This is a genomic window from Blastococcus sp. SYSU DS1021, assembly GCF_054050995.1.
Window position 1 is genome coordinate 190,586 of the sequence record NZ_JBJHAL010000004.1, and the last position, 23,698, is coordinate 214,283.

Annotated in this window: 20 protein-coding genes; 6 read left to right on the top strand and 14 right to left on the bottom strand. The window is 74.4% G+C overall.

Going from position 1 to position 23,698, the window contains the following annotated elements; genetic code table 11:
• The first annotated feature begins 82 nt into the window (after positions 1 to 82).
• On the top strand, positions 83 to 1,876 hold the full coding sequence (locus ACI8AP_RS04905; RefSeq protein ID WP_456588213.1) for a prolyl oligopeptidase family serine peptidase: 1,794 nt from the start codon (positions 83 to 85) through the stop codon (positions 1,874 to 1,876).
• On the opposite strand, the gene ACI8AP_RS04910 is transcribed toward ACI8AP_RS04905, so the two are convergent.
• The 3 genes from ACI8AP_RS04910 to ACI8AP_RS04920 are packed head-to-tail and all read right to left on the bottom strand — an operon-like array spanning position 1,873 to position 4,719.
• On the bottom strand, positions 1,873 to 2,349 hold the full coding sequence (locus ACI8AP_RS04910; protein ID WP_456588214.1) for a hypothetical protein: 477 nt from the start codon (positions 2,347 to 2,349) through the stop codon (positions 1,873 to 1,875). The genes ACI8AP_RS04905 and ACI8AP_RS04910 overlap by 4 nt on opposite strands.
• A 52-nt stretch (positions 2,350 to 2,401) precedes the next feature.
• A complete protein-coding gene (locus ACI8AP_RS04915; RefSeq protein WP_456588215.1) occupies positions 2,402 to 3,454 on the bottom strand; it encodes an aspartate-semialdehyde dehydrogenase in 1,053 nt (350 codons plus the stop codon).
• Positions 3,451 to 4,719, bottom strand: a complete 1,269-nt coding sequence (locus tag ACI8AP_RS04920; RefSeq protein WP_456588216.1) for an aspartate kinase — start codon at positions 4,717 to 4,719, stop codon at positions 3,451 to 3,453. Before ACI8AP_RS04920 ends, ACI8AP_RS04915 begins: the two co-directional genes overlap by 4 nt.
• Before the next feature lie 74 nt (positions 4,720 to 4,793).
• Here ACI8AP_RS04920 and ACI8AP_RS04925 point away from each other — a divergent pair, with 74 nt between their 5' ends.
• The 3 genes from ACI8AP_RS04925 (at position 4,794) to leuA (ending at position 9,144) form a co-directional block, all read left to right on the top strand.
• Complete coding sequence (locus ACI8AP_RS04925) at positions 4,794 to 6,389, top strand: phospholipase D family protein (protein WP_456588217.1); 1,596 nt, start codon at positions 4,794 to 4,796, stop codon at positions 6,387 to 6,389.
• Between the two features lie 145 nt (positions 6,390 to 6,534).
• A complete protein-coding gene (locus ACI8AP_RS04930; protein WP_456588218.1) occupies positions 6,535 to 7,176 on the top strand; it encodes a helix-turn-helix domain-containing protein in 642 nt (213 codons plus the stop codon).
• Between the two features lie 228 nt (positions 7,177 to 7,404).
• On the top strand, positions 7,405 to 9,144 hold the full coding sequence (leuA, locus tag ACI8AP_RS04935) for a 2-isopropylmalate synthase (RefSeq protein ID WP_456588219.1): 1,740 nt from the start codon (positions 7,405 to 7,407) through the stop codon (positions 9,142 to 9,144).
• A gap of 69 nt (positions 9,145 to 9,213) precedes the next feature.
• Here leuA and mnhG read toward each other — a convergent pair whose 3' ends face one another.
• From mnhG to ACI8AP_RS04975, 8 genes are all read right to left on the bottom strand, one after another.
• Complete coding sequence (gene mnhG, locus ACI8AP_RS04940) at positions 9,214 to 9,663, bottom strand: monovalent cation/H(+) antiporter subunit G (protein ID WP_456588220.1); 450 nt, start codon at positions 9,661 to 9,663, stop codon at positions 9,214 to 9,216.
• Positions 9,660 to 9,986 carry a monovalent cation/H+ antiporter complex subunit F gene (locus ACI8AP_RS04945; protein ID WP_456588221.1) on the bottom strand — a complete coding sequence of 109 codons (327 nt, stop codon included), beginning with the start codon at positions 9,984 to 9,986 and terminating at the stop codon, positions 9,660 to 9,662. Before ACI8AP_RS04945 ends, mnhG begins: the two co-directional genes overlap by 4 nt.
• The gene (locus tag ACI8AP_RS04950) at positions 9,983 to 10,585 is read right to left on the bottom strand and encodes a Na+/H+ antiporter subunit E (RefSeq protein ID WP_456588222.1); all 603 of its coding nucleotides are present in this window, start codon (positions 10,583 to 10,585) and stop codon (positions 9,983 to 9,985) included. The genes ACI8AP_RS04945 and ACI8AP_RS04950 overlap by 4 nt, the downstream gene beginning before the upstream one ends.
• Positions 10,582 to 12,372: a Na+/H+ antiporter subunit D gene (locus tag ACI8AP_RS04955; protein WP_456588223.1), complete on the bottom strand. Its 1,791-nt coding sequence runs from the start codon at positions 12,370 to 12,372 to the stop codon at positions 10,582 to 10,584. The genes ACI8AP_RS04950 and ACI8AP_RS04955 overlap by 4 nt, the downstream gene beginning before the upstream one ends.
• The gene (locus ACI8AP_RS04960; RefSeq protein WP_456588224.1) at positions 12,369 to 12,899 is read right to left on the bottom strand and encodes a Na(+)/H(+) antiporter subunit C; all 531 of its coding nucleotides are present in this window, start codon (positions 12,897 to 12,899) and stop codon (positions 12,369 to 12,371) included. Before ACI8AP_RS04960 ends, ACI8AP_RS04955 begins: the two co-directional genes overlap by 4 nt.
• The gene (locus ACI8AP_RS04965) at positions 12,896 to 15,781 is read right to left on the bottom strand and encodes a Na+/H+ antiporter subunit A (RefSeq protein ID WP_456588225.1); all 2,886 of its coding nucleotides are present in this window, start codon (positions 15,779 to 15,781) and stop codon (positions 12,896 to 12,898) included. The genes ACI8AP_RS04960 and ACI8AP_RS04965 overlap by 4 nt, the downstream gene beginning before the upstream one ends.
• A gap of 86 nt (positions 15,782 to 15,867) precedes the next feature.
• Entirely contained in the window at positions 15,868 to 16,527 is a 660-nt protein-coding gene (locus ACI8AP_RS04970) for a response regulator (protein WP_456588226.1), read from the bottom strand.
• On the bottom strand, positions 16,524 to 17,702 hold the full coding sequence (locus tag ACI8AP_RS04975) for a sensor histidine kinase (RefSeq protein WP_456588227.1): 1,179 nt from the start codon (positions 17,700 to 17,702) through the stop codon (positions 16,524 to 16,526). The genes ACI8AP_RS04970 and ACI8AP_RS04975 overlap by 4 nt, the downstream gene beginning before the upstream one ends.
• Before the next feature lie 145 nt (positions 17,703 to 17,847).
• On the opposite strand from ACI8AP_RS04975, the gene ACI8AP_RS04980 reads away from it, so the two are divergent.
• Entirely contained in the window at positions 17,848 to 18,552 is a 705-nt protein-coding gene (locus ACI8AP_RS04980; RefSeq protein WP_456588228.1) for a hypothetical protein, read from the top strand.
• Between the two features lie 106 nt (positions 18,553 to 18,658).
• Here the strand turns inward: ACI8AP_RS04980 and ACI8AP_RS04985 are convergent, their stop codons facing one another.
• From ACI8AP_RS04985 to ACI8AP_RS04995, 3 genes are read right to left on the bottom strand one after another with little or no spacing between them, the layout of a single operon-like run.
• Complete coding sequence (locus tag ACI8AP_RS04985) at positions 18,659 to 20,479, bottom strand: ABC-F family ATP-binding cassette domain-containing protein (RefSeq protein ID WP_456588229.1); 1,821 nt, start codon at positions 20,477 to 20,479, stop codon at positions 18,659 to 18,661.
• Positions 20,480 to 20,505: 26 nt separating this feature from the next.
• Complete coding sequence (locus ACI8AP_RS04990; RefSeq protein ID WP_456588230.1) at positions 20,506 to 21,798, bottom strand: MFS transporter; 1,293 nt, start codon at positions 21,796 to 21,798, stop codon at positions 20,506 to 20,508.
• On the bottom strand, positions 21,795 to 22,397 hold the full coding sequence (locus ACI8AP_RS04995; protein ID WP_456588231.1) for a helix-turn-helix domain-containing protein: 603 nt from the start codon (positions 22,395 to 22,397) through the stop codon (positions 21,795 to 21,797). Before ACI8AP_RS04995 ends, ACI8AP_RS04990 begins: the two co-directional genes overlap by 4 nt.
• A gap of 195 nt (positions 22,398 to 22,592) precedes the next feature.
• On the opposite strand from ACI8AP_RS04995, the gene ACI8AP_RS05000 reads away from it, so the two are divergent.
• A complete protein-coding gene (locus ACI8AP_RS05000; protein WP_456588232.1) occupies positions 22,593 to 23,591 on the top strand; it encodes a pirin family protein in 999 nt (332 codons plus the stop codon).
• Positions 23,592 to 23,698: the final 107 nt, after the last annotated feature.

Sequence of the window (23,698 nt, forward strand, 5' to 3'; positions counted from 1 at the left end):
TCCGCTCAGGGGCCGCCGCAAGGCGGCCCCTGAGTCGTTCCCGGGGCACCGGTCGTTCCCGGGGCGCTGCGAAGATGGTGGCGTGACCGCCGAGCAGACCGTCCCCGCCCTTCCCCCCGAGGTCACCGCCCGCTGGCAGGCCCGGTTCCGCGCACCCCGGGTGTCGCTGCCGGACTGGGCCGAGGAGGCACCGCACCGCAACCTGTACAGCTCCGACGTCAGCGGCGTCGTGGAGCAGTACGCCTGGGACCGGGAGACCGGCACCCACCGCCGGGTCACCGACCGGCCCAACGGCACGCTGATCGCGACGCTGGACCGTGACGGCGACACGATCTGGTGGTTCGCCGACACCGACGGCGACGAGTTCGGCGTCTGGATGACCCAGCCGTTCACCGGCGGCGAGGACACCGTCGCCGTCCCCGAGGTGGGGCCCGCCTACCCGGCGGGACTGGAGATCGGCCGGGACCTGGTGGCCATCGGCCGCAGCACCGACGACGGCAGCGAGCTGTGGCTGGCGCCCACCGGAGGCACGCCGCGGGTGGTCTACCGGCACCCCGACCCCGCCTCGGTGGACGCGCTGACCCGCGACGACGAGCTGCTGGTCATCTCGCACTCCGAGCACGGCGACCCGCGCTACCCCGCGCTGCGGGTGCTCCGCACGGCCGACGACTCGGTGGTCGCGGAGAAGTGGGACGGTGAGGGACGCGGGCTGCACGCGCTGGAGTTCGCCCCGCTCCCCGGTGACCGCCGGCTGCTGGTCGGCCACGAGCGGCGCGGTCGCGAGGAGCTGCTGGTCTGGGACGTCGCCGCCGACACCGAGACGGAGATCGTGCTCGACCTGCCCGGCGACGTGACCGCCGGCTGGTACCCCGACGGCTCCGCGCTGCTGGTGGGCCACGACCACGCCGCCCGCAGCGAGCTGTACCGCTACGACCTGGCCTCGGGCGCGCTGGAGAAGCTCGACACCCCGCCCGGCGTCGTCCGCGGCGCCACCGCCCGCCCCGACGGCACGGTCGAGCTTGCGTGGTCGAACTCCGAGCGGCCGCCGGTCATCCGCCGCGCCGACGGCCCCGTCGTCCTCTCGGTCTCCGACGAGGAGCCGCCCGCCGCCTACCCGGTCGAGGACCGCTGGGTCCCCGGCCCGGGCGGCGACGTGCACGCCCTGCTGGTGCGCCCGGCCGGTGAGGGCCCGTTCGCGACGGCGTTCCTGGTGCACGGCGGCCCGGAGGCGGCCGACGACGACTCCTACCGCGCCCGCCGGGCGGCCTACGTCGACGCCGGCTACGCGGTCGTGCACGTGAACTACCGCGGCTCCACGGGCTACGGCTCGGCCTGGCGCGACGCGCTCACGGGGCGCCCGGGGCTCACCGAGCTCGAGGACATCGGGGCGGTCTACGACGCACTGGTGGCCGAGGGCGTCGTCGACCCGGCCCGCGCGCTCCTCACCGGGGGCTCGTGGGGCGGGTTCCTCACCCTGCTGGGGCTGGGCACCCAGCCGGAGCGCTGGGCGGCCGGGATCGCCGAGGTGCCGGTGGCCGACTACCTCGCGGCGTACGAGGACGAGATGGAGGGCCTGCGGGCCTACGACCGGGCGCTGTTCGGCGGGTCACCGGAGGAGGTGCGCGACGTCTACGTGCGCTCCTCGCCGATCACCTACGTCGACGCCGTCGCCGCGCCGGTGCTGGTGGTGGCCGGCGCGAACGACCCGCGCTGCCCGATCCGGCAGATCGACAACTACCTGGGCGAGCTGGAGCGGCTGGGCAAGCCGCACGAGGTCTACCGGTTCGACGCCGGCCACGGGTCGCTGGTCATCGAGGAGACGATCCGGCAGGTCGAGGTCGCGCTCTCCTTCGCCCTGCGCCACGTGCGGCCCTAGCGGTCCCGGCGCCGCCGGCCGGCCACGCGGGGGCGCGGTGGAGCGAGCAGTGCCAGACGGGCGCTCTCCCTCCGCCGCAGGACCGCCCGGCGGAGCCGCCCCCGGCTCCCCCGCGGGTCGCCGGGGGCGTAGGCGTACCAGCCGAACTCCTCGTCCGGCGGGTCCGGCGCCTCCTCGTCGGCGAGCATCCGGGCCCGGAGCGCCGCCAGCACCCGCTCGGCCAGGGGGTCGTCGGTGACGATGGCGGACAGCTGTGCCTGGTCCCGCCCCTCGGCGGCCAGCGCGTCGGTCAACCACTCGTACCACCGCGGCCCGAACGCGTGGACGACGGCGTCGCTCAGCAGGGCGTGGGCGGCGTCCACCGTCACCCCGCGCTCGAGCGCCAGGTCCAGCTCGAGCATCCCGCGCAGCGTGTAGAGATCCGGCCCCGGCCAGGCGTGCTGCGGGGAGGCAGGCAGGTCCGCGGAGTTCACGGGACCATCCTGCCGCCTGGTCGGGCTCCTCCGCGGAGGAGCCCGACCAGGGTCAGCGGGAGGCGGCGATGAGCTCCGCGATCTGGACGGTGTTGAGGGCGGCGCCCTTGCGCAGGTTGTCGTTGCTGACGAAGAGCACCAGCCCGCGGCCGCCGTCCACGCTCTGGTCCTGCCGGATGCGGCCCACGTAGCTGGGGTCGCGGCCGGCGGCCTGCAGCGGATTCGGGACGTCGGAGAGCTCCACCCCGGGCGCGGCCTGCAGCAGCTCGGTGGCCCGCTCGACGGTCAGCTCGCGCGCGAACTCCACGTTGAGCGAGAGCGAGTGCCCCGTGAACACCGGCACCCGCACGCAGGTGCCCGAGACGCGGAGGTCCGGGATGCCGAGGATCTTGCGGCTCTCGTTGCGGAGCTTCTGCTCCTCGTCGGTCTCGAACGAGCCGTCGTCCACGACCGAGCCGGCCATCGGCAGCACGTTGAAGGCGATCGGCGCGACGTACTTCACCGGGTCGGGGAAGGCGACGGCGGTCCCGTCGTGGGTGAGCTCGTCGGCCTTGTCGACGACGGCCTTCGCCTGCCCGTGCAGCTCCTCCACGCCGGCGACCCCGCTGCCGGAGACCGCCTGGTAGGTGCTGGCGACGATGCGGACCAGGCCGGCCTCGTCGTGCAGCGGCTTGAGCACCGGCATCGCGGCCATGGTCGTGCAGTTCGGGTTGGCGATGATCCGGCCGTGCGCCTTCGCGATGTCGCCGGGGTTGACCTCGCTGACGACCAGCGGGATCTCCGGGTCGCGGCGGAACGCCGAGCTGTTGTCGATGACGGTCACGCCGGCCGCGGCGAACCGCGGCGCCTGGGCGCGGGAGGTGGTCGCGCCGGCGGAGAAGATCGCGATGTCCAGCCCGGTCGGGTCGGCGGTCGCGGCGTCCTCGACGGTGATCTCGCCACCGGCCCAGGGCAGGGTGCTGCCGGCCGACCGCGCCGAGGCGAAGAAGCGGAGCTCGGCCAGCGGGAAGTTCCGCTCGGCCAGGATGTCGCGCACGACGCGGCCCACCTGACCTGTCGCGCCCACGATGCCGACCCGCAGGCCGCCGGGGGTGAAGCCACTCATCGTCCGGTCCCTCCGTAGACCACGGCCTGGGCGTCCTCGGTGCCCAGGTCGAACGCATCGTGCACCGCGCGGACGGCGAGGTCGACGTCGGTGTCGCGGCACACCACGGAGATGCGGATCTCCGAGGTGCTGATCAGCTCCAGGTTGACCCCGGCGTCGGCCAGCGCGCCGAAGAACTTGGCGGAGACACCCGGGTGCGAGCGCATGCCGGCGCCGACCAGGCTCACCTTGCCGATGTGCTGGTCGAAGCTGACGTCGGTGTAGCCGACGGTGTGCTTGACCCGTTCCAGGGCGGCCAGCGCGGCCGGGCCGTCGCTCTTGGGCAGCGTGAAGGAGATGTCGGCGAGCTTGCTGGCCTCGGCCGACACGTTCTGCACGATCATGTCGATGTTGACCTCGGCGTCGGCGAGCACGCGGAAGATCTGCGCCGCCTCACCCGGCCGGTCCGGCACGCCGAACACGGTGATCTTGCCCTCGGAGCGGTCGTGCGCGACGCCGGAGATGATCGCCTGTTCCACGGTGAGGTCCTCCATCGAGCCGGTCACGGTGGTGCCGGGGAGCTGTGAGTAGGAGCTGCGGACGTGCACGGGGATGCCGTAGCGGCGGGCGTACTCGACGCAGCGCAGCATGAGCACCTTCGCCCCGGAGGCGGCGAGCTCGAGCATCTCCTCGTAGGTGATGGTGTCCAGCCGCTTGGCGTTGGGGACGATGCGCGGGTCGGCGGTGAAGACGCCGTCGACGTCGGTGTAGATCTCGCAGACGTCGGCGTTCAGCGCCGCGGCGACGGCGACGGCGGTGGTGTCCGAGCCGCCGCGGCCGAGGGTGGTGATGTCCTTGGTGTCCTGGCTGACGCCCTGGAACCCGGCGACGATGACGACCGAGCCCTCGTCGAGCGCCGACTTCAGGCGGCCGGGCGTGACGTCGATGATGCGCGCCTTGCCGTGGCTGGACGTGGTGATCACGCCGGCCTGCGAGCCGGTGAACGACCGCGCCTCGTAGCCGTGCTCGGAGATCGCGATGGCCAGCAGCGCCATGGAGATCCGCTCGCCGGCGGTGAGCAGCATGTCCAGCTCGCGGCCGGGCGGGGTATCGGTGATCTGGCTGGCCAGGTCCAGCAGCTCGTCGGTCGTGTCGCCCATCGCGGAGACCACGACGACGACGTCGTCGCCGTTCTTCTTGGCAGCGACGATCCGCTCCGCGACGCGCTTCATGTGCTCGGCGGAGGCGACGGACGAGCCGCCGTACTTCTGGACGACGAGGGCCACGGGTCAGAAGGCTACCGACGCGGTCCACGGGCCGAGCGGTTGCATCTCGTGCGCCCGACCGATGTGATCGCCGGGTGGACGATCCGCACCGGTGGTTGCTCACCTCCGAGGAGCGCCACAACCGCGGTGCCGCCGTGCCGGCCTGGACCGAGGGCAACCTGGTCCGGCCGCTCGTCCACGGCGCGGCGTACTTCGACCGGCTCGTCGAGGTGGTCGAGCAGCTGGGCGAGGGCGACCGCGTCTGGTTCACCGACTGGCGAGGCGACCCCGACGAGCGGCTGCGCCCCGACGGGCCCACCGTCGACGAGCTGTTCAGCGCGGCCGCGCACCGCGGCGTCGACGTGCGCGGCCTGGTGTGGCGCTCGCACACGGACGCGCTCTCCTACAGCAAGGAGCAGAACCGGTCGCTGGACCGGGAGATCGAGGCCGACGGCGGCCGGGTCGTGCTCGACCAGCGCATGCGCCGGTTCGGCAGCCACCACCAGAAGGTCGTGATCATCCGGTGCCCCGCGGACCCGTCCCGCGACGTCGCGTTCGCCGGGGGCATCGACCTGTGCCACAGCCGCCGCGACGACGCGCGGCACGACGGGGACCCCCAGGCGGTGGACATGGCCTCCGGCTACGGGCCGACCCCGCCCTGGCACGACGTGCAGGCGGAGATCCGCGGCCCGGCGGTCGCCGTGCTGGAAACCAGCTTCCGCGAGCGGTGGGACGACCCGACCAGCCCCGTGCAGGGAAACCCGATCGCCTACGTCGTCGGCCGGTTCCGCGGGGCCCGGCTGGACCCCGCTCCGCTGCCGCCCGAGCTGCCGCCGCCCCCACCGGCCGGCCCGCACCTGGTGCAGATCCTGCGCACCTACCCCAAGATCCTGCCGCGCTACGACTTCGCCCCCGAGGGCGAGCGCTCGATCGCCCGCGGCTACTCGAAGGCGGTGAAGCGGGCGCGGCGGCTGATCTACCTCGAGGACCAGTACCTGTGGTCCTCCGAGGTCGCCCAGCTGTTCGCCGACGCCCTCCGGGACAACCCCGACCTCCACCTGGTGGTGGTCGTGCCCCGCATCCCCGACCAGGAGGGCGCGTTCTCGGCGACTCCCCAGACCGTGGGCCGCCGGCAGGCGATCGACCTGTGCGTCCGGGCGGGAGGCCAGGACCGGGTGCACGTCTTCGACGTGGAGAACCACGCCGGGACGCCGGTGTACGTGCACGCCAAGGTGTGCGTCGTCGACGACGTGTGGGCCAGCATCGGCAGCGACAACTTCAACCGGCGTTCCTGGACGCACGACAGCGAGCTCTCCACCGCCGTCCTCGACACCACGCTCGACCCCCGCGAGCCGCGGGACCTGGGAGGAACCGGGGACGGCGCCCGCACCTTCGCGCGGGACCTGCGGCTGGAGCTGGCGCGCGAGCACCTGGACCTGGCCGAGGACGGCAGCGACGACGACCTGCTGGTGGATCCGGCGCGCTTCGTCGCCACGCTCGAGGAGCGGGCGGGCGCCCTGGCCGAGTGGCACGAGGGGGGTCGCCGCGGGCCACGTCCACCCGGTCGGCTCCACCCACACCGCCCGGAGGAGCTGCCCTGGCACACCCGGCTGTGGGCGACGCCGCTCTACCGGCTGCTGGTCGACCCGGACGGCCGGCCCCTGCGGCTGCGCCTGCGCAAGGAGTTCTGACCGCCGCCTGCGGCTGCGCCCCGCACGTGCGGACGGCACCAGGGGAGCTCCGCGGAACTAGTGCCCTGCTCACCCCTGTGGGCAGGGCACTAGCTTCCACAGGAGCATCTGCCCCGGGCCGCCGGCGCGGGCCACGATCCCCGGCGTGGACGAGGGTGATCGGGCGGAGCTGCTGGCGGGGATGCTCCGCCGCGCCCGCCGGGTGGCGGACCTCTCCCAGCGCGAGATGGCCGCTGCTGCGGGGGTCGCGAAGTCCACGCTGGCCGCGGCCGAGGCGGGCGCACGTGACCTGCCGGTCGGGGCGCTGCTCGGCGTCCTCGCCGTGGCACGGCTCCGGCTGGCGCTCATCGGTGCGGACGGCGCGGAGGTGCTGCCGATGTCCGACCGTGCCATCCGGGACCACGGGGGACGGCGCTTCCCCGCGCACCTCGATCCGCGTCACTCGGACGAGGGGTGGTGGCACGGCTCCGAGCGGTACAGCCGACCGCAGCCCTGGTACACCTTCGACCTCTCACGCAGCGCGCGAGACGGTGAGCGGCGGCTCCGGGGAGTACCCGACGACCACCAGCCGCCCCGGGCCGGCGACTCCCCCGCCGAACGCCGCGCCGCCCGACGAGCGGAGGCGGCGCAGCGACGGCGCGAGGACCTGGAGCGCAGGCGGCTCGCCGGTGAGCTGCCGACGCTGACCGACTTCGCCTGCACGTGCCCGCCGGCCTGCGCGGAGGGCGACGACGGCCTTCGGCCGTTCCACGTCGACGACTGCCCTTGCCGCTGCGACGTGGACTGATCCGCCAGGCCGTCCCCGGCGGCCGCGACGCGCCGTCCTCCCTGCGACGTGGGCTGACCCGCTGCTACCGTGGGCGCGTGCGCGGCAGCCTCCTGCTTACCCGCCGCGGCGAGGCCCTCTCCTAGGTCGGCTTCCTCGCCGCGGGGTTCCGGCGTCCCCGGCGTCCGCTGACCGCCCCCGGAGCCGTGCGCACTCCGCGCACGCAGCCCGCACCAGGAGCCCTCCCCCATGAGCGAGACCCACCCGCACGTCCGCAACCCCCAGCAGCCATCCGGCATGCCGATCCAGCGCTACGTCCCCTTCACCCCTGTGACGCTGCCCGACCGCACCTGGCCGGACACCGTGACGACGCAGGCGCCGCGCTGGTGCGCCGTCGACCTGCGCGACGGCAATCAGGCGCTGATCGACCCGATGACGCCCGACCGCAAGCGCCGGATGTTCGAGCTGCTGGTCCGCATGGGCTACAAGGAGATCGAGGTCGGCTTCCCGGCGGCGAGCCAGACCGACTACGACTTCGTCCGCCAGCTGATCGAGGACGACCTGGTCCCCGACGACGTGACGATCCAGGTGCTCACCCAGGCCCGCGACGAGCTGATCGAGCGCACCTTCGAGTCGCTGCAGGGCGCGAAGCAGGCGATCGTGCACCTCTACAACTCCACGTCCACCCTGCAACGACGGGTCGTCTTCGGCTCCGACCGGGCCGGGATCGTCGACATCGCCGTCCACGGCGCGCAGGTGGTGCGCAAGCTGGCCGAGCAGATGGGCGACACGGATATCCGGTTCGAGTACTCGCCCGAGTCCTTCACCGGCACCGAGCTCGACTTCGCCGTCGAGATCTGCAACGCCGTCACCGATGTCTGGGAGCCGACGCCCGAGCGGCCGACGATCCTCAACCTGCCGGCCACGGTCGAGATGGCCGAGCCCACCGTGTACGCCGACCAGGTCGAGTGGATGCACCGCAACCTGGGCCGGCGCGACTCCGTGGTCCTCAGCCTGCACCCGCACAACGACCGCGGCACCGCCGTCGCCGCCGCCGAGCTCGGCTACCGGGCCGGCGCCGACCGCATCGAGGGCTGCCTGTTCGGCAACGGCGAGCGCACCGGCAACGTCGACCTGGTCACCCTGGGGCTGAACCTGTTCAGCCAGGGCATCGACCCGCAGATCGACTTCTCCGACATCGACGAGATCCGCCGCACCGTCGAGTACTGCAACCAGCTCGGCGTACACGAGCGCCACCCCTACGGCGGCGACCTGGTCTACACCGCCTTCTCCGGCTCACACCAGGACGCCATCAACAAGGGCTTCAAGGCCCTGGAGGCCGACGCGCAGGCCGCCGGCGTCCCCGTCGAGCAGCAGACGTGGGCGGTGCCGTACCTGCCGATCGACCCCAAGGACGTCGGCCGCAGCTACGAGGCCGTGATCCGGGTGAACAGCCAGTCCGGCAAGGGCGGCGTCGCCTACATCATGAAGACCGAGAACCACCTGGACCTGCCGCGCCGGCTGCAGATCGAGTTCAGCGCGGTCATCCAGCGGCACACCGACGACGAGGGCGGCGAGGTCACCGCCCAGCAGATGTGGACCGCCTTCAGCAACGAGTACCTGCCCGACCCGGCCGCGCCGTGGGGCCGGTTCTCCCTCAGCGGGCACCGGCACACCGCCTCCGGGGACGGGCAGCTCGACGAGATGGTCGTGGAGCTCGTCGACTCCGGCGTACCGGTGACCGTCGAGGGCCGCGGCAACGGCCCGATCGCGGCGTTCGTCGACGCGCTGCGGACCGTCGACGTCGACGTCCGCGTGCTCGACTACGCCGAGCACGCCATGTCCGCCGGGGGCGACGCGCGCGCCGCCGCCTACGTCGAGTGCGCCGTCGGGGAGCGGGTGCTGTGGGGCGTCGGGATCGACCCGAACATCGTCACCGCCTCGCTGCGGGCCGTCGTCTCCGCGGTCAACCGCGCCCAGCGCTGCTGAAGGTTCCCTTTCCCCCTTCCCTCGCAGGCTCGGGCGGGGCCCGGAACGGGACCTGACGGGGCGCGCCGCTCAGCGCGCCCCGTCCTCCCGCTCCTCGCGGCGGCTCTCGGCCAGGGCCCGCCCCGGCTCCTCCGGCGGGGCGTCGGCCGGCTCGTCGCCGCGGTACACCCGGTCCGGCCGCCGCTCGGTGTGCAGCTCGTCGACCAGCAGCAGGTCGCGCCGCACGTGCCGGCGCCGGTAGGCCACGCGGCTGATCATGTGCGCGCTCACCGGTGCCGTGAGCATCTGGAAGACGGCGACCAGCAGGAGCATCCACGTCGCCGACCAGCCCTGCAGCCGGATCGCGCCGCCGATCATGATCAGCAGCACGCCCAGCACCTGCGGCTTCGTGCCGGCGTGCATCCGGGCGAGCACGTCGGGGAAGCGGAGCAGCCCGAGCCCGGCGGTCAGGCACAGGAACGCGCCCAGCAGCACCAGGACGACGGCGATCACGTCGCCCGCGGTCTCGATCCCGTTCACCGCGCCTCCTCCCCGTCCGGGGGCCGGTCGTCCACGTCGAGCCCCTGGGTGCCCAGGCTCGAGTGGATGAGCATGCCGCCGACGTAGCGGGCCACCGAGACCGAGCCGACGAACGCCAGCAGCGACACCACCACGAGCACCGGCACGACCGTGGGGTCCCGATCCAGCGTCGCGTGCACGGCCAGCCCGGCGGCGATGATCACCAGCAGGGTGTCGGTCGCGACCACCCGGTCGAGCAGGGAGGGCCCCAGCGCCAGCCGCACCAGCGCCAGCAGCGCCCCGGTGCCCAGCATCAGGTAGGTGGCCCAGTAGACGGCGGTCACGGCGTCCGCCGCCCGTCGCCGATGCCGAGGGAGCCTGCGCCGGTGGTCACGGCGGTCACCTCGGCGGCGGAGCCGAAGGCGCGCACCACCCGCTCCTCCATGGTGAGCACCGACCTCCGCTGCCGCTCGATGTCGCGCTCGTCCTCCACGTGGAGGATGTGCACCGCCAGCGTCCGCTGCTCCCGATCCATGTCGATGACCATCGAACCGGGCACGAGGGTCAGCGCCTCCGAGATGATGGTGAGCAGCAGGTCGGAGTCCGTGCGCAGCTGCACCCGGATGATCGCGCTCCGGCTGATCCCCCGCGGGCGGATGGTCTGCCACGCCACCTCCGCCCCGGAGGTCACGAGGTCGACGACGAAGGTGCCGACGAAGGCGAGCACCGGCACCGGGCGCACGGTCAGGCCGCCCTCCACCGGCGGCAGGGGCAGCAGCAGGGTCACGGCGAGGGCCAGGACCACCCCGGACAGCAGGTTGGCCCACGACCACGTGCCCCACAGCAGGTTCCAGACCAGCACCAGCCAGACCAGCAGGGGCAGCTGGTGCCGCAGCTGGTAGACCAGGCCCCCGCGGCCGGCCTGGTCCGGGGCGCCGGTCACGGGGCCTCCTCCGCACCGAAGACCGCCTGGACGTAGGGCGCGCGGTCGCGCAGATCGCCGGCCGCGCGGTCGGCCACCGCGTAGAGCGGACCGGCGAGCGCGGTGAGCGCGACCGTCACGGTGACCATCGCCGCGGTCGAGGCGAGCATGACCCGCGGCAGCAGCTGGTCCGGCCGGGCGCGCTCCGGGTCCTCCCCGAGCCCGTCGGTGGCCGGCGTGGTCGCCGTCGCCACCGCCGTGTGCCGCTGCCACGCCGCGCGCCGGGCGGCGGCGCGACCGACCCCCCCGGACGCCACGGAAGCGGACGCGGGCACCGGCGTGGGTTCGACCTCGTCGGTCGGGCCGGGGCCGTCGGCCTGCGCCTCACCGGGCTCCGGTGTCGGGGGCTGGGGCAGCGGCTCCGGGGAGAGCTCCGGTCCGGCGTCGGCCGCCGCGGCCTCGTCGGTGTCCGCGGACGGCTCCTGGGCCCGCGGCCGCCAGAAGGCCCGGCTCCACACCCGCGAGATCGCCACCAGCGTGAGCAGGCTGGCGACCACGCCGGCGGCCACGAGGACCAGCGGCAGCCACCCGCCGTCGGCCACGCCCGCCTCCAGCAGCCCGAGCTTCCCGATGAACCCGGAGAACGGCGGGATCCCGGCGAGGTTCATGGCGGGGACGAAGAAGAGGACGGCGAGCAGCGGCGATGCCTTCGCCAGGCCGCCGAGCCGGTCGACGGCGGTCGCCCCGCCCTGCCGCTCGACCAGCCCGGCGACGAGGAACAGCGTGGTCTGGATGGCGATGTGGTGGACGACGTAGAAGACGGCGCCCGCGAGCCCGGCCCGGGAGGCCAGCGCGATGCCGAACACCATGTAGCCGATGTGGCTGACCAGCGTGAACGACAGGATCCGCCGGATGTCGGCCTGTGCCACCGCACCGAGGATGCCGATCAGCATCGTGGCCAGCGCGGCCCACATGAGCACCGTGTCCAGCCCGCCGCCCGGGAAGAGCAGGGTCTGCGTGCGGATGATCGCGTAGACGCCGACCTTGGTGAGCAGCCCGGCGAAGACGGCGGTGACCGGGGCCGGCGCGGTCGGGTAGCTGTCCGGCAGCCAGGCCGACAGCGGGAACACCGCCGCCTTGATCGAGAAGGCGATCAGCAGCAGCGAGTGGATGAGCAGCTGGGTCCCCTCCGGCAGCTCCCCCAGCCGGCCGGCGAGCTGCGCCATGTTGACGGTGCCGGTGGAGGCGTAGACCAGGGCGATGGCGGCGAGGAACAGCAGCGAGCTCAGCAGGCTGACGACGATGTAGGTGACGCCGGCGCGGATCCGCGGTGCCGATCCGCCCAGGGTCAGCAGGACGTAGCTGGCGGTCAGCAGGATCTCGAAGCCGACGTAGAGGTTGAACAGGTCGCCGGCGAGGAACGCGTTGGCCACGCCCGCCATGAGCACCAGGAACGTCGGGTGGAAGATCGACACCGGCGCCTCCTCGTCGCCGTCGGCCGCGCCCTGGCCGACCGCGAAGACGAGCACGCCCAGGCCCACGGTCGAGGCGACCACGAGCATCAGGGCCGACAGCCGGTCGACGACCAGCACGATGCCCAGCGGCACCTCCCACCCGCCCAGCGAGACGGCCACGGCGCCCTGCTCGTCGGCGAGGACGAGCAGCGCGACCGACACGGCGAGGACCGTGCTGAGCACCAGGATGCTGAGCGTGCGCTGCGCCCGCGGGCGGCCGCCGCCGACCAGCAGGGCCGCCGCCGCGCCGAGCAGCGGCAGCAGCACCGGCAGGGGCGTGAGGACGCCGGTCACCGGCGCCGCCGCCGGGTGGCCGGCAGATCCACGTCGTCGGACGGGATCCCGGCGTAGTGCCGCCGGAGCAGCTCCTCCACGTCGTCCCCCTCGCCGTGCAGGCTGTCGGCGTGCGCGGCCGGCCGGTCCTCCGGCGCGAGGTCGTCGGGGTCGATCTCGTCGGCGTCCGTGCCGGACCGGGCGGCCACCCGCCGGTCCTCCTCGTCGACGCCGACGACCTCCTGGCGCACCAGCCGCCAGGAGCGGTAGATGAGCGCGAGCAGGAAGGCGGCGATGCCGAAGGTGATCACGATCGCGGTGAGGACGAGCGCCTGCGGGAGCGGGTCGCTCATCTCCTCCGGCTCGGCGATCCCCACGATCGGCGCCAGCCCCGCCGGACCACCGCTGGAGAGCAGCAGCAGGTTGGTCGCATTGCCCAGCAGGAGGAAGCCGAGCAGCACGCGGGTCAGGCTGCGGTCGAGCAGCAGGTAGACGCCGGCCGCGTAGAGACCCGCGACGATCACCGGCAGCACCACGGTGGGGGTCATCGGGGGACCACCTCACCGGGGGCGCCGTCGATCGGGTCCCGCTCGTCGGCCTGGCGGTCCAGCTCGGCCCCGAGGCTGCGCAGCACGTCGAGCACCAGCCCCACCACGATCAGGTACACCCCCATGTCGAAGAAGAGCGAGGTGACCAGCTTGACGTCGCCGAGCACCGGCAGCGTCGTCTCGAGGATCGCCGTCTCCAGCACCTCGGCGCCGAGCACCAGCCCCATGGCTCCGGTCCCACCGGCGAACAGCAGGCCGGCGCCCAGCAGCAGACCGGGATCGACCGGCGCCGCCTCGCCCAGCTCGTAGCGGCCGCCGGCCAGGTAGCGCAGCACGAGCGCCAGCCCGGCGACCAGCCCCCCGGCGAAGCCACCACCGGGCTGGTTGTGCCCGCTGAACAGCAGGTAGATGGAGAACACGACGATCGTGTGGAACAGGACCCGGGTGATCACCTCGAGCACCACCGACCGCCGCTCGGGGGCGAGCGCCACCGTCGCCGACAGCCACTGCCGCCGGGGCGCCCGCCGCGACCGCCGGGCGTCCCGCGCCGCCCGCACCGGGTCCAGCCGCTGGACCACGCCGGTGCGCCGCCGGAGGAAGACCAGGCTGGCCACACCGGTGGCGGCCACGACCAGCAGGGAGATCTCGCCGAGGGTGTCCCAGGCGCGGATGTCGACCAAGGTCACGTTGACGACGTTCTGCCCACCGCCGAGCTCGTAGGCCGCCTCCGGGTAGTCGACCGACACCGGCGTGGCGTCGCGGGCGCTGAGCGCCACCGCGCCGACCGCGCCCATGAGCAGCCCCACGCCCACGGCGATCGCACCGCGGACCGCGCGCTCGCCGGGACGGTGCCGCTCGGAGATGTCCTTGGGCAGCTTGCGCAGCACGAGCACGAAGACGACCAGGGTCAGCGTCTCCACGAGGAACTGGGTGAGCGCGAGGTCGGGGGCGCCCTGCAGGGCGAAGAGGACGGCGAGGCCGTAGCCGGTGACGCCCACGGCCAGCACCGCCGACAGCCGCTGGTGGATCCGCAGCGCCATGGCGGCCGCGAGCAGCACCACCGCCCCGACCAGCGCCTGGATGGGGGTGTCCCAGGCCCGCCACTCCCCCGGCCACGGCGCCCGGAACAGCAGCACGGAGCCGGGGAGGGCGAGGACGACGACGAGGATGGTGCCGAGGTAGGCCGGCAGCGAGCCCCGCTGGGTGGTGCCGGTGACCAGCACGGCGAGCCGGTCCAGCGTCTGCATGGTGTTCCAGTAGCCCTCGTCGGCCGATGCGCCCACGGCCCGCCGCTGCTGGAAGCGGAACACCGCCGAGCGCGCGGCGAACAGGGCGGCGCCGCCGAGCAGGGTGAGGGCCGACAGCGCCAGCGCCGGCTGCCAGCCGTGCCACAGCGCCAGCTTCTCGGCCTCCTCGGCCACCAGCGGCAGCCCGTCGGCGTACCCGGCGACCAGCGGCTCCAGCAACGGGCTGGCCGGCCCGGCGGCCAGCCCGGTCAGCGCCAGCAGGGCGGGGGCCAGCAGGAACAGCGGGGTGGGCGGGTGGACCAGCTCCGCGGGGGCGGTGGCCGGCAGCCCGGGCTTGCGGGCGAAGGCGCCCCAGAGGAAGCGGAAGGTGTAGGCCGCGGTGAGCACCGAGCCGAGGACCAGGCCGACGAGGACGACGACGGCCGCCGTGCGGTCGGGCAGCCCGCCGTCCCACAGCGCGCTGAACGCCGCCTCCTTGCCCACGAAGCCGAGCAGCGGCGGGACGCCGGCCATGCTCAGCGCGGCCAGCGTGCCGATGACCGCCACCACGGGCAGCCGCCGGCCCAGCCCGGACAGCCGGCGCAGGTCGCGGGTGCCGGTGGCGTGGTCGACGACCCCGACGGTGAGGAAGAGCGTCGACTTGAACAGGGCGTGCGCCAGGGTCATCGCCAGGCCCGCGGCCGCCAGCTCGCGGCTGCCGGCGCCCACGAGCGTCATGAGGAAGCCCAGCTGGCTCACCGTGCCGAAGGCGAGCAGCAGCTTGAGGTCGTTCTGCCGCAGCGACCGGTAACCGCCGACGAGCATGGTGGCCAGGCCCAGCCCCAGCACCACCGGGCGCCAGCCGGGCACCTCGGCGAACCCGGGCGCCAGCCGGGCCACCAGGTAGATCCCGGCCTTCACCATCGCGGCCGCGTGCAGGTAGGCGCTGACCGGGGTGGGCGCCTCCATCGCGGCGGGCAGCCAGAAGTGGAACGGGATCATCGCCGACTTGGTCACCGCGCCGACGACGACCAGCATCGTCCCGGCCACCAGCAGCGGGCCGCTCCCCGGGTCGGCGACGACCTCCGAGAGCAGGTAGCTGCCGCTGGTCTCGCCGAGCATGATCAGCCCGACCAGCATCGCCAGCCCGCCCGCGGTGGTGAGGATCAGCGCCTGGCCGGCCGCCCGGCGCGCGGCGAGCTTCGTCCCCGAGCCACCGATCAGCAGGTAGGAGAAGACGGTGGTGAGCTCCCAGAACACGTAGAGCAGCAGCAGGTCGTCGGCCACCACCAGGCCCAGCATGGAGCCGGCGAAGGCGGTGAGCGTGCCGGCGAACCGCCCCGTCCCCTCGTCCCGGGGCTCGAAGTAGCGGGCGCAGTAGAGCATGACCAGCGCGCCCACCCCGGTGACCAGCAGCGCGAACACCAGCGCCAGGGCGTCCAGCCGCAGGGCGATGTCGAGGCGCAGGGTGGGCACCCACGGGACGGTCTCGGTGACCTCACCGCCGTCGGTGACCCGCCCCAGCTGCGCGAGCACCCAGCCGAACCCCGCCGCCGGTACGAGCGCGAGGGCGAGGAACGCCTGGCGGCCCCACCAGCGCACCAGCACGGGTGCGGCCACCGCGGCGACCAGGTGGAGGAGCAGGAGCGCGAGCACGGGTCTCCGGGAGTCAGGGGCTGCTCGGACACCACTGACGTCGGAGGACGGCCGGCGGTGAGCCGCAGTTTATCGGCGGGACCGGCTCATGCGCCCGGCGTGACCAGCCCGCTCTCGTAGGCGAACGCCACGGCCTGCACCCGGTCGCGCAACCCGAGCTTGAGCAGCACCCGGCTGACGTGCGTCTTGACCGTCGCCTCGCCGAGGTGCAGGCGGGCAGCGATCTCGGCGTTGGAGAGCCCGGCCGCGACGAGCGCCAGGACGTCGGTCTCCCGGTCGGTCAGCGTGCGCAGCGCGTTCGCCCGGGCCGGGTCGGGTGCGGGCGCCGCGGCGAAGGACTCGATCACCCGCAGCGTCACCGCCGGGTCGAGCAACCCCTGCCCGGCGGCGACGGTGCGCACGGCGGCGACCAGGTCCTCGGGCGGGGCGACCTTGAGCAGGAAGCCGCTGACACCGGCACGCAGCGCGGCTGCCACGTACTCGTCCTCGTCGAAGGTGGTGAGCACGACGACGCGGGTGGGCAGGTCGGCGCCGAGGATGCGGCGGGCCGCCTCGAGCCCGTCCATGCCGGGCATGCGGACGTCGAGCAGGACGACGTCGGGCCGCAGCCGGGTGACCGCGCGGACGCCCTCGGCGCCGTCGGCGGCCTCCCCGACGACCTCGATGTCGGGCTCGGCGGCGAGCACCATCCGCAACCCGGTGCGCACCATCGCCTGGTCGTCGACCAGCACCACGCGGATCGTCACGCGGTCACCGCGACGGGCACCGGGAAGGTGGCCCGGACCCGGTAGCCACCGCCGCGCACCGGCCCGACCTCGAGCGTGCCGCCGGCCACCGCCACCCGCTCGCGCATGTGCAGCTGGCCGTGCCCTCCCGCCGCGGGGCCGCCGCCGGCGCGGGGCGCCGGCACGGTGGGGCGCCCGTCGTCGGTGACGCTGACGCCCACCCGGTCGCCGGCCCAGTCGACCCGCACGCAGGTGGCCGCGGCCCCCGCGTGCCGGACGACGTTGGACAGCGCCTCCTGCACCACGCGGACGGCCGAGACGTCGACCAGCTGCGGCAGCTCCACCGGTTGCCCGGTCACGGTCAGCTCGACCGGCATCCCTCCGGCGCGCAGCTCGTCGAGCACCTCGTCCAGCCGGGACAGCGAGGGCTGCGGCGCGGGGTCGCCACCCGCCTGTTCCCGCAGGATGCCGACGACGCGCCGCATCTCCTCGACCGCCTCGCGCCCCAGCCGCTCCAGCCCGAGCAGCACGTCCTGCGCCTCGGGGTGGTCGGGCAGCAGCCGGCGCAGGCCGCCCATCTGGAGCACCATGACGCTCACCGAGTGGGCGACCGAGTCGTGCACCTCCCGGGCGATGCGGGCCCGCTCGGCGACGACGGCGGAGGCGGCGACCGCCGCCTGCTGCTCGGCCAGCCGCGCCGCCAGCACCTGGAGCTCGACCGACCGGGCCCGCGTCTGGCGGACCAGCAGCCCGACGCACCAGGCGCTGCCGAGGATCAGCGAGTAGAAGATCGCCTCCCACGGGGACGCCGCGACCACGACGACGCCGAGCACCATGCAGACGGCCGCGGCGCCGGCGGTGGCCAGGAGGCTACGGCGCAGCGGCAGCACCGCGGCGGCGTGCCCCACCAGCAACCCCATGCCGATGAGCTGCGCGCCGCCGGGTCCGGGGAGCCCCATCGCGAGGTTGCCGGCGACGGTGGTGGCCCCCAACACCGCGGCGGCCGCCGGCCACCGGGGGCTCAGCGCCAGCAGGGCACCGACGGCGACGCCGGGCAGCGCCGTGCCCATCCCCCAGCGGCCGGCGTAGTCGGTGTCGATCGCCGACTCCGCCAGCGCCATGAGCGCGATGCCCAGGCCCACGGCGTCCCACAGCAGGCGGCCGCGGGGCAGGAGGGCGGGCGACCAGGACGGCATGGCAGCACGGTAGGGGCCGCGCGGAGCCGGGGGCATCCCCCGCGCGGCCGAACGGCGGCCCGCGCCGTTCCCCCGCAGGGCGGAGCCAGATCGGTCCGTCGCGGTGGACGCGAGGCGCTGCCCGCCGTCCCTAGCTTCTCCGGCCATGACGACCGAACTGCGCAGCCCCTCGGCTGCGACCCCGCCCATCGCCCCGACGCCCCGGAGCGCCGGCTCGCTGCTGCTGCCGATCGCCGGCGGCGCGCTGATCGTCGGTCAGCTCCTCTTCGTCGCGGGCATGGCCACCTCGCCACCGCAGGACTCGATGGCCGACGCCGACTACATCGCCTCGCTCGCCCGCGACGAGGGGCAGACGACGCTCTCGGCGCTGCTGCTGCACTACGGCAACCTCCTCAGCGGGCTGGCCTGGCTCGCCGCCCCGGCCCTCGTGCGCGGCGTGCGCGGGCGCATCCCGACCGTCGTCGGCGCGCTCATGGCGGCCTTGGGGCTGGTCACCGTGGCCGGCAACGTGCTGTTCGACTTCTGGGTCGGGGCGGTGGGCCGGCTCCTCGACGCCGGGCCGGCCGAGGCGGTCTTCGCCGACGTGCATTCCTCGACCGGCATGGCGATCGTCGGCACGGTGACCATGCTGGGGTTGCTCGGCCCGCTGGTGGCGACGATCGGGCTGGCCCGGGCCGGCGTCATCGGCTGGTGGCTGCTCGCCCCGGCGGTCGCCGGGCTGGCGCTCGCGATGGTGCTGACGTTCTCGCCGCTGCTGTTCGCCGGGCTGATGCTGCTCGGCGCGGTGCCGGCGTTCGTGGTCGGCCTGCGGCTGCTCGAGCGGAACCGCGCCGAAGCGGCCGCCGCCTGATGTTGATCAGGTGACCTGATCAACAGGGGTCCTGGCTCACTGTCGACGGTGAGCCAGGACCCCGTGTGCTGAGCCAGGACGCCGGAGCGGGCCGGCCGCGCGGCGCTCAGCCCTCGGCGGTCTCCGAGGCGACCAGCCAGGCCTCCTCGACCTGCTCCTTCTCGGCCTGCACCGCCTTGAGCTGGGTGTCCAGCTCGGCGGCCTTGGCGTAGTCCGCGGCGGCCGCGGCCAGCTGCTCGTGCAGCCTCTTCTCGTCGGCGTCCAGCTTGAGCATCCGCCGCTCCAGCTTGGCGGCCTCCTTCTTCGCCGCCCGGGCCTCGGCCGCCGACACCGCCGGGGCCGACGTCGACGGGGCGCCCACCGGACGGGCGCCGTCGTCCCCGGCCGCCGTGGTGAGCGGGGCGCCGCCGGCCGCGCGGCGGCGCAGGTACTCCTCGACCCCGCCGGGCAGCTCGGCCAGCGACCCGTCGCCGAGCAGCGCCACGACCTTGTCGCACACCCGGTCGACGAAGTAGCGGTCGTGGCTGACCACCAGCACGGTGCCGGGGAAGCTGTCGAGCAGGTCCTCCAGCGCCGTCAGGGTGTCGATGTCCAGGTCGTTGGTGGGCTCGTCGAGGATCAGCACGTTCGGCTCGGCCATCAGCAGGCGCAGCAGCTGCAGCCGCCGCCGCTCGCCGCCGGAGAGGTCGCCGACCGGCGTCCACTGCCGGTTCGCCATGAAGCCGAACCGCTCGGCGAGCGACGAGGCGGAGATCTCCTGGTTGCCGATCCGGGCGACGCGGGCGACCTCCTGCACCGCCTCCACCACCCGCAGCGTGCGCGGCAGCTCGGTGACGTGCTGCGACAGGTATGCCGGCGCCACCGTCTGGCCGACCACCACGCGCCCGGCGTCGGGCTCGGTCTCGCCCACGAGGAGCCTGAGCAGCGACGTCTTGCCCGCGCCGTTGACCCCGACGATGCCGATCCGGTCGCCCGGGCCGACGTGCCAGGTCAGATCCTTGAAGAGGGTGCGCGGACCGTCCTCGGTGGGGACGGCGTAGTCGACGTCCTCCACGTCGTAGACGGTCTTGCCCAGGCGCCGGGCGGCGAAGCCCTGCAGCGCCATCGAGTCCCGCGGCGGCGGCTCGTCGGCGATCAGCGCCTGGGCCGCCTCGATGCGGAACCGCGGCTTGCTGGTGCGGGCCGGCGGGCCGCGCCGCAGCCAGGCCAGCTCCTTGCGGACCAGGTTCAGCCGGCGCTCCTCGGTGACCGAGGCGATCCGCGCCCGCTCCGCCCGCGCCAGCGTGTACGCCGAGTAGCCGCCGTCGTAGGAGTGCACGTTCGCGTCGGCGACCTCCCACGTGGTCGTGCAGACCTCGTCGAGGAACCACCGGTCGTGGGTGACCACGACCAGGCCACCGGTGCGCTGCTTCACGTACTCGGCGAGCCAGGCCACCCCCTCGACGTCGAGGTGGTTGGTGGGCTCGTCGAGCACCAGCAGGTCCAGCGGCCGGATGAGCTGGGCGGCCAGCGCCACCCGCCGGCGCTCGCCACCGGACATGGGGGCGACCGGCGCGTCGAGGCCCAGCCGGTCGAGCTCCAGGCCGGTGAGCACCGAGCGGACGGCCGGGTCGCCGGCCCACTCGTGCTCGGCGGCGAACATCGACGACGGCAGCACGACGTCGCGCACCGTCGCCCCCGGCGGGAGGGTGCCGGACTGGTCGAGCACCCCCATCGCGATGTCCCCGCGGCGGGTGACCCGGCCGGAGTCCGGGTCGTCGGCACCGGTGATCAGCGACAGCAGCGTGCTCTTGCCGCCGCCGTTGCGGCCGACGATCCCGATCCGTTCGCCGGCGGCGACGCCGAGGGAGACGTCGTCGAGCACCACGGTGGTGCCGTGGGCCTTGTGCACCCGCTCGAGGTTGACCAGGTTGAGGGGCGCGCTCATCGGCTGCTCGCAGAAGTCATGGGCCCTCAGTATCCGACGGTCGCCTCCCCGGGGGCCACGGTGGTGCCCGCGACGGTCGACCGGGGCAGCCGCAGGCAGCCGAGGAGGCCGAGCGCCACGACGCCGGCGACGACGAGGAAACCGGTCCCGGTGCTCGTCGCGGCGGCCAGCGGCGGGACGGTGAGGTTGCCGGCGATCCCGCCGAGCGCCAGCGCCAGCGACATCGCCGAGACGGCGGTGGCCCGGTGCGCGGCGTCGACCCGCGTGTGCAGGACTGCGGCGAGCAGTGGCCAGACGGAGCCGTGCGAGAGGTAGTACAGGGCGAAGCCGGCGGCGGCCGGCACCAGCGTGTCGGGCCCCGCGACCAGGGCGAGCGACAGGCCCCCGACGGCGAACAGCGCGGCGCAGGCGGCCGGGGTGGAGCCGCGGAGCAGCCGCCGCAGGGCCGGCGCGAGCACCGCCCCCACCGCGGAGGCTGCGAACGAGATCGCCAGGACCACGCCGTACACCGCGGCGCCGCCGTCCCGGCCGCCGGTCAGCTCGGCGAACCGGACCGGGCCCAGCAGCTCGCACACGACCAGCCCGGCGCCGGTGACGGCGGTCAGCGCCAGGACCCGCCGCAGGGTGCGGTCGCCCACTGACACCCGCACCGACTCCCCCACGGTCGCCGGCACCGCACGCACCCCGGCGGCCAGCGCGCCGAGGACGCTCCCCTCGCGCGGTGGCCGGTGCTCGGTCAGCAGCCACAGCACCGCGCCGACGAACGCGACGTCGAGGACGGCGGCCCCCAGGTAGGAGAGCGCGAGCCCCTCGGCACCGCCACCGCCGAGCAGCACCGGGAGGAACCCGCCGACGACCGCGCCGACGGCGAGGCTCGCCCCGTCGGCCGCCGAGTGCTGGGCCAGGCCCGGGGCGACGTCGGCGCCCGGCTCCAGCCGGTGCACCGTGTCCACGTACCAGGCCTCGAGCGGGCCGGAGTCCAGCACGCGGCCCACCCCGAGGGCGACGACCCCGGCCAGGAACCCGGCGAACGACGTCGCCGTCGCGATCAGCAGGCACGAGGCGATGTGCAGGACGGCGCCGGCCACGATGACGGGACGGCGGCCGAGCACGTCGGCCAGCCCGCCGGTGGGGAGCTCCAGCACCACGACCAGCACCCCGTGCACGGTGAACAGCACGCCGATCTCGGCGAGCGAGAGCCCCCGCGCCTGCGCGAGCAGGACGGTGATCGGCGTCGTGAGCCCGACCGGTAGCCAGCGCAGGGCGGTCAGCCCGACCAGCCGCCGGGTGGCGGAGCGGACGGTCTGCGGCGCGCTCACGTCGGCCACTCCCGCAGCGGGACCAGGTCGAGCAGCACGCAGACCTGCTCGGTGCCCTCCGCCGGCGGCGCGTCGCCAGGGTGCTCGGCCATCCAGCGCCGGAGCGTGGCGTGCAGCTCGCCGATCAGCTCCCGCGCCTGGTCGGGGCTCAGCCGGAGCCCGTAGTCGTTCAGCGTGGCGGCGTCGGTCCAGCCGGGGTCGAGCTGCTCCTTCTGCTCGAACCAGGCGTCGAGCACGCGGGCGTGCTGGTCGATTTGCAGCCGGCTCATCTCGTCCTGCACCTCGGCCCCGCCCTCCTGCGGGACGAGCTCCCCGGCCTGCCAGCTGGTCATCCGGTGCCGGGCCCGCCACCACCGCTCGCGCGCCGTCCCCTGGCCCTCGACCTCCTCCACGAAGCCGTAGGCCGCCAGCTGGCGCAGGTGGTAGCTGGTCGATCCGCTGCTCTCCCCCACGGCCCGCGCCAGGCCGCTCGCCGTCGCGGGGCCGTGCACCCGGAGCCGGCCGAGCAGCCGGCTGCGCAGCGGGTGCGCCAGTGCACGCAGGGCGCGCACGTCGGTCACCTGGACGGCCGGCTCCAGCGGCGGGGGCTTCTCGGTCACACGGTCAGGCTACGAATACAAAGACGCCTTTGCAAAGGTCTCTTTGCGCCCAGCCCGGACCAGATCTGCACACTGGCCTCCATCAGCCGCCGTCGAGGGGGCACTTCGCAGATCTCGCGCGGGAAGAGGGGAAGACAACGGGCTCCCCGGGCGCTACGGTCACCGTTAGTTGAGCCCTCAATCAAGGAGGCCGGCATGCCTGCCGTGACCGTCGAGGACACCACCACCCTGCCGCGGGTCCCGCTCCCCGCTCCCCGCACGGTGCGCCGCCGCACCCGGTCGGTGACGACCGCCCCGTCGGGCTTCGAGGGCGAGGGCTTCCCCGTGCGCCGCGCCTTCGCCGGCGTCGACCTGCGCGCGCTGGACCCCTTCCTCCACATGGACCAGATGGGCGAGGTGGAGTACGCCCCCGGTGAGCCGAAGGGCACCAGCTGGCACCCCCACCGCGGCTTCGAGACCGTCACCTACCTCCTCGACGGCACCTTCGAGCACGCCGACTCCCACGGCGGCGGCGGCACGATCAGCAACGGCGACACCCAGTGGATGACCGCCGGCGGCGGCGTCCTGCACATCGAGCGCCCGCCGGAGCAGCTGGTGGTCAGCGGTGGCCTGTTCCACGGCCTGCAGCTGTGGGTGAACCTGCCTCGGGCGCAGAAGTGGGTCGAGCCGCGCTACCAGGACCTGCGCGCGAAGGAGTCGGTCCTGCTCGCCAGCCCGGACGCCGGCGCCCTGCTGCGGGTGATCGCCGGCGAGGTGGGCGGGCACACCGGCCCCGGTTCGACGTACACCCCGATGGCGATGGTGCACGCGACCGTCTCCCCCGGCGCGACGCTGGACCTGCCCTGGCGGCCGAACTTCAACGCGCTGGTCTACGTGCTCTCCGGCGCCGGCTCCGTGGGGATCGACGGCGCCCCGGTGCGCACCGGCCAGCTCGCGGTGCTCGGCCCCGGGGACACCGTGACCGTGCGCGGGGCGGTGAACCAGGAGTCGCGGACGCCGGCCCTGGACGTGGTGGTCCTCGGCGGGCGGCCGATCAACGAGCCGATCGCCATGTACGGGCCGTTCGTGATGAACACCCGGCAGGAGGTGGCCGACGCGTTCGCCGACTTCTCCGCCGGCCGGCTCGGCTCGATCCCGGCGCAGCGCATCGAGGGACCCGTTCCGCACCGCGCCGTCCGGGGCGAGACTGACTGACGGCGGGGCTCCCGCCCGCGACCCCGTGCCGAGATCACGGGATCTCGGCACATCGAGCCCCCGGAACCGCCGAGATCACGGGATCTCGGCAGAGGGAGTCGTCGACG

Coding starts and splice junctions, on each gene's coding strand:
- ACI8AP_RS04915 (WP_456588215.1), bottom strand. CDS start 3,454: ATGAGTGGCTTCACCCCCGGCGGCCTGCGGGTCGGCATCGTGGGCGCG.
- leuA (WP_456588219.1), top strand. CDS start 7,405: ATGAGCGAGACCCACCCGCACGTCCGCAACCCCCAGCAGCCATCCGGC.
- ACI8AP_RS04960 (WP_456588224.1), bottom strand. CDS start 12,899: ATGACCCCCACCGTGGTGCTGCCGGTGATCGTCGCGGGTCTCTACGCG.
- ACI8AP_RS04975 (WP_456588227.1), bottom strand. CDS start 17,702: ATGCCGTCCTGGTCGCCCGCCCTCCTGCCCCGCGGCCGCCTGCTGTGG.
- ACI8AP_RS04980 (WP_456588228.1), top strand. CDS start 17,848: ATGACGACCGAACTGCGCAGCCCCTCGGCTGCGACCCCGCCCATCGCC.
- ACI8AP_RS04985 (WP_456588229.1), bottom strand. CDS start 20,479: ATGAGCGCGCCCCTCAACCTGGTCAACCTCGAGCGGGTGCACAAGGCC.
- ACI8AP_RS05000 (WP_456588232.1), top strand. CDS start 22,593: ATGCCTGCCGTGACCGTCGAGGACACCACCACCCTGCCGCGGGTCCCG.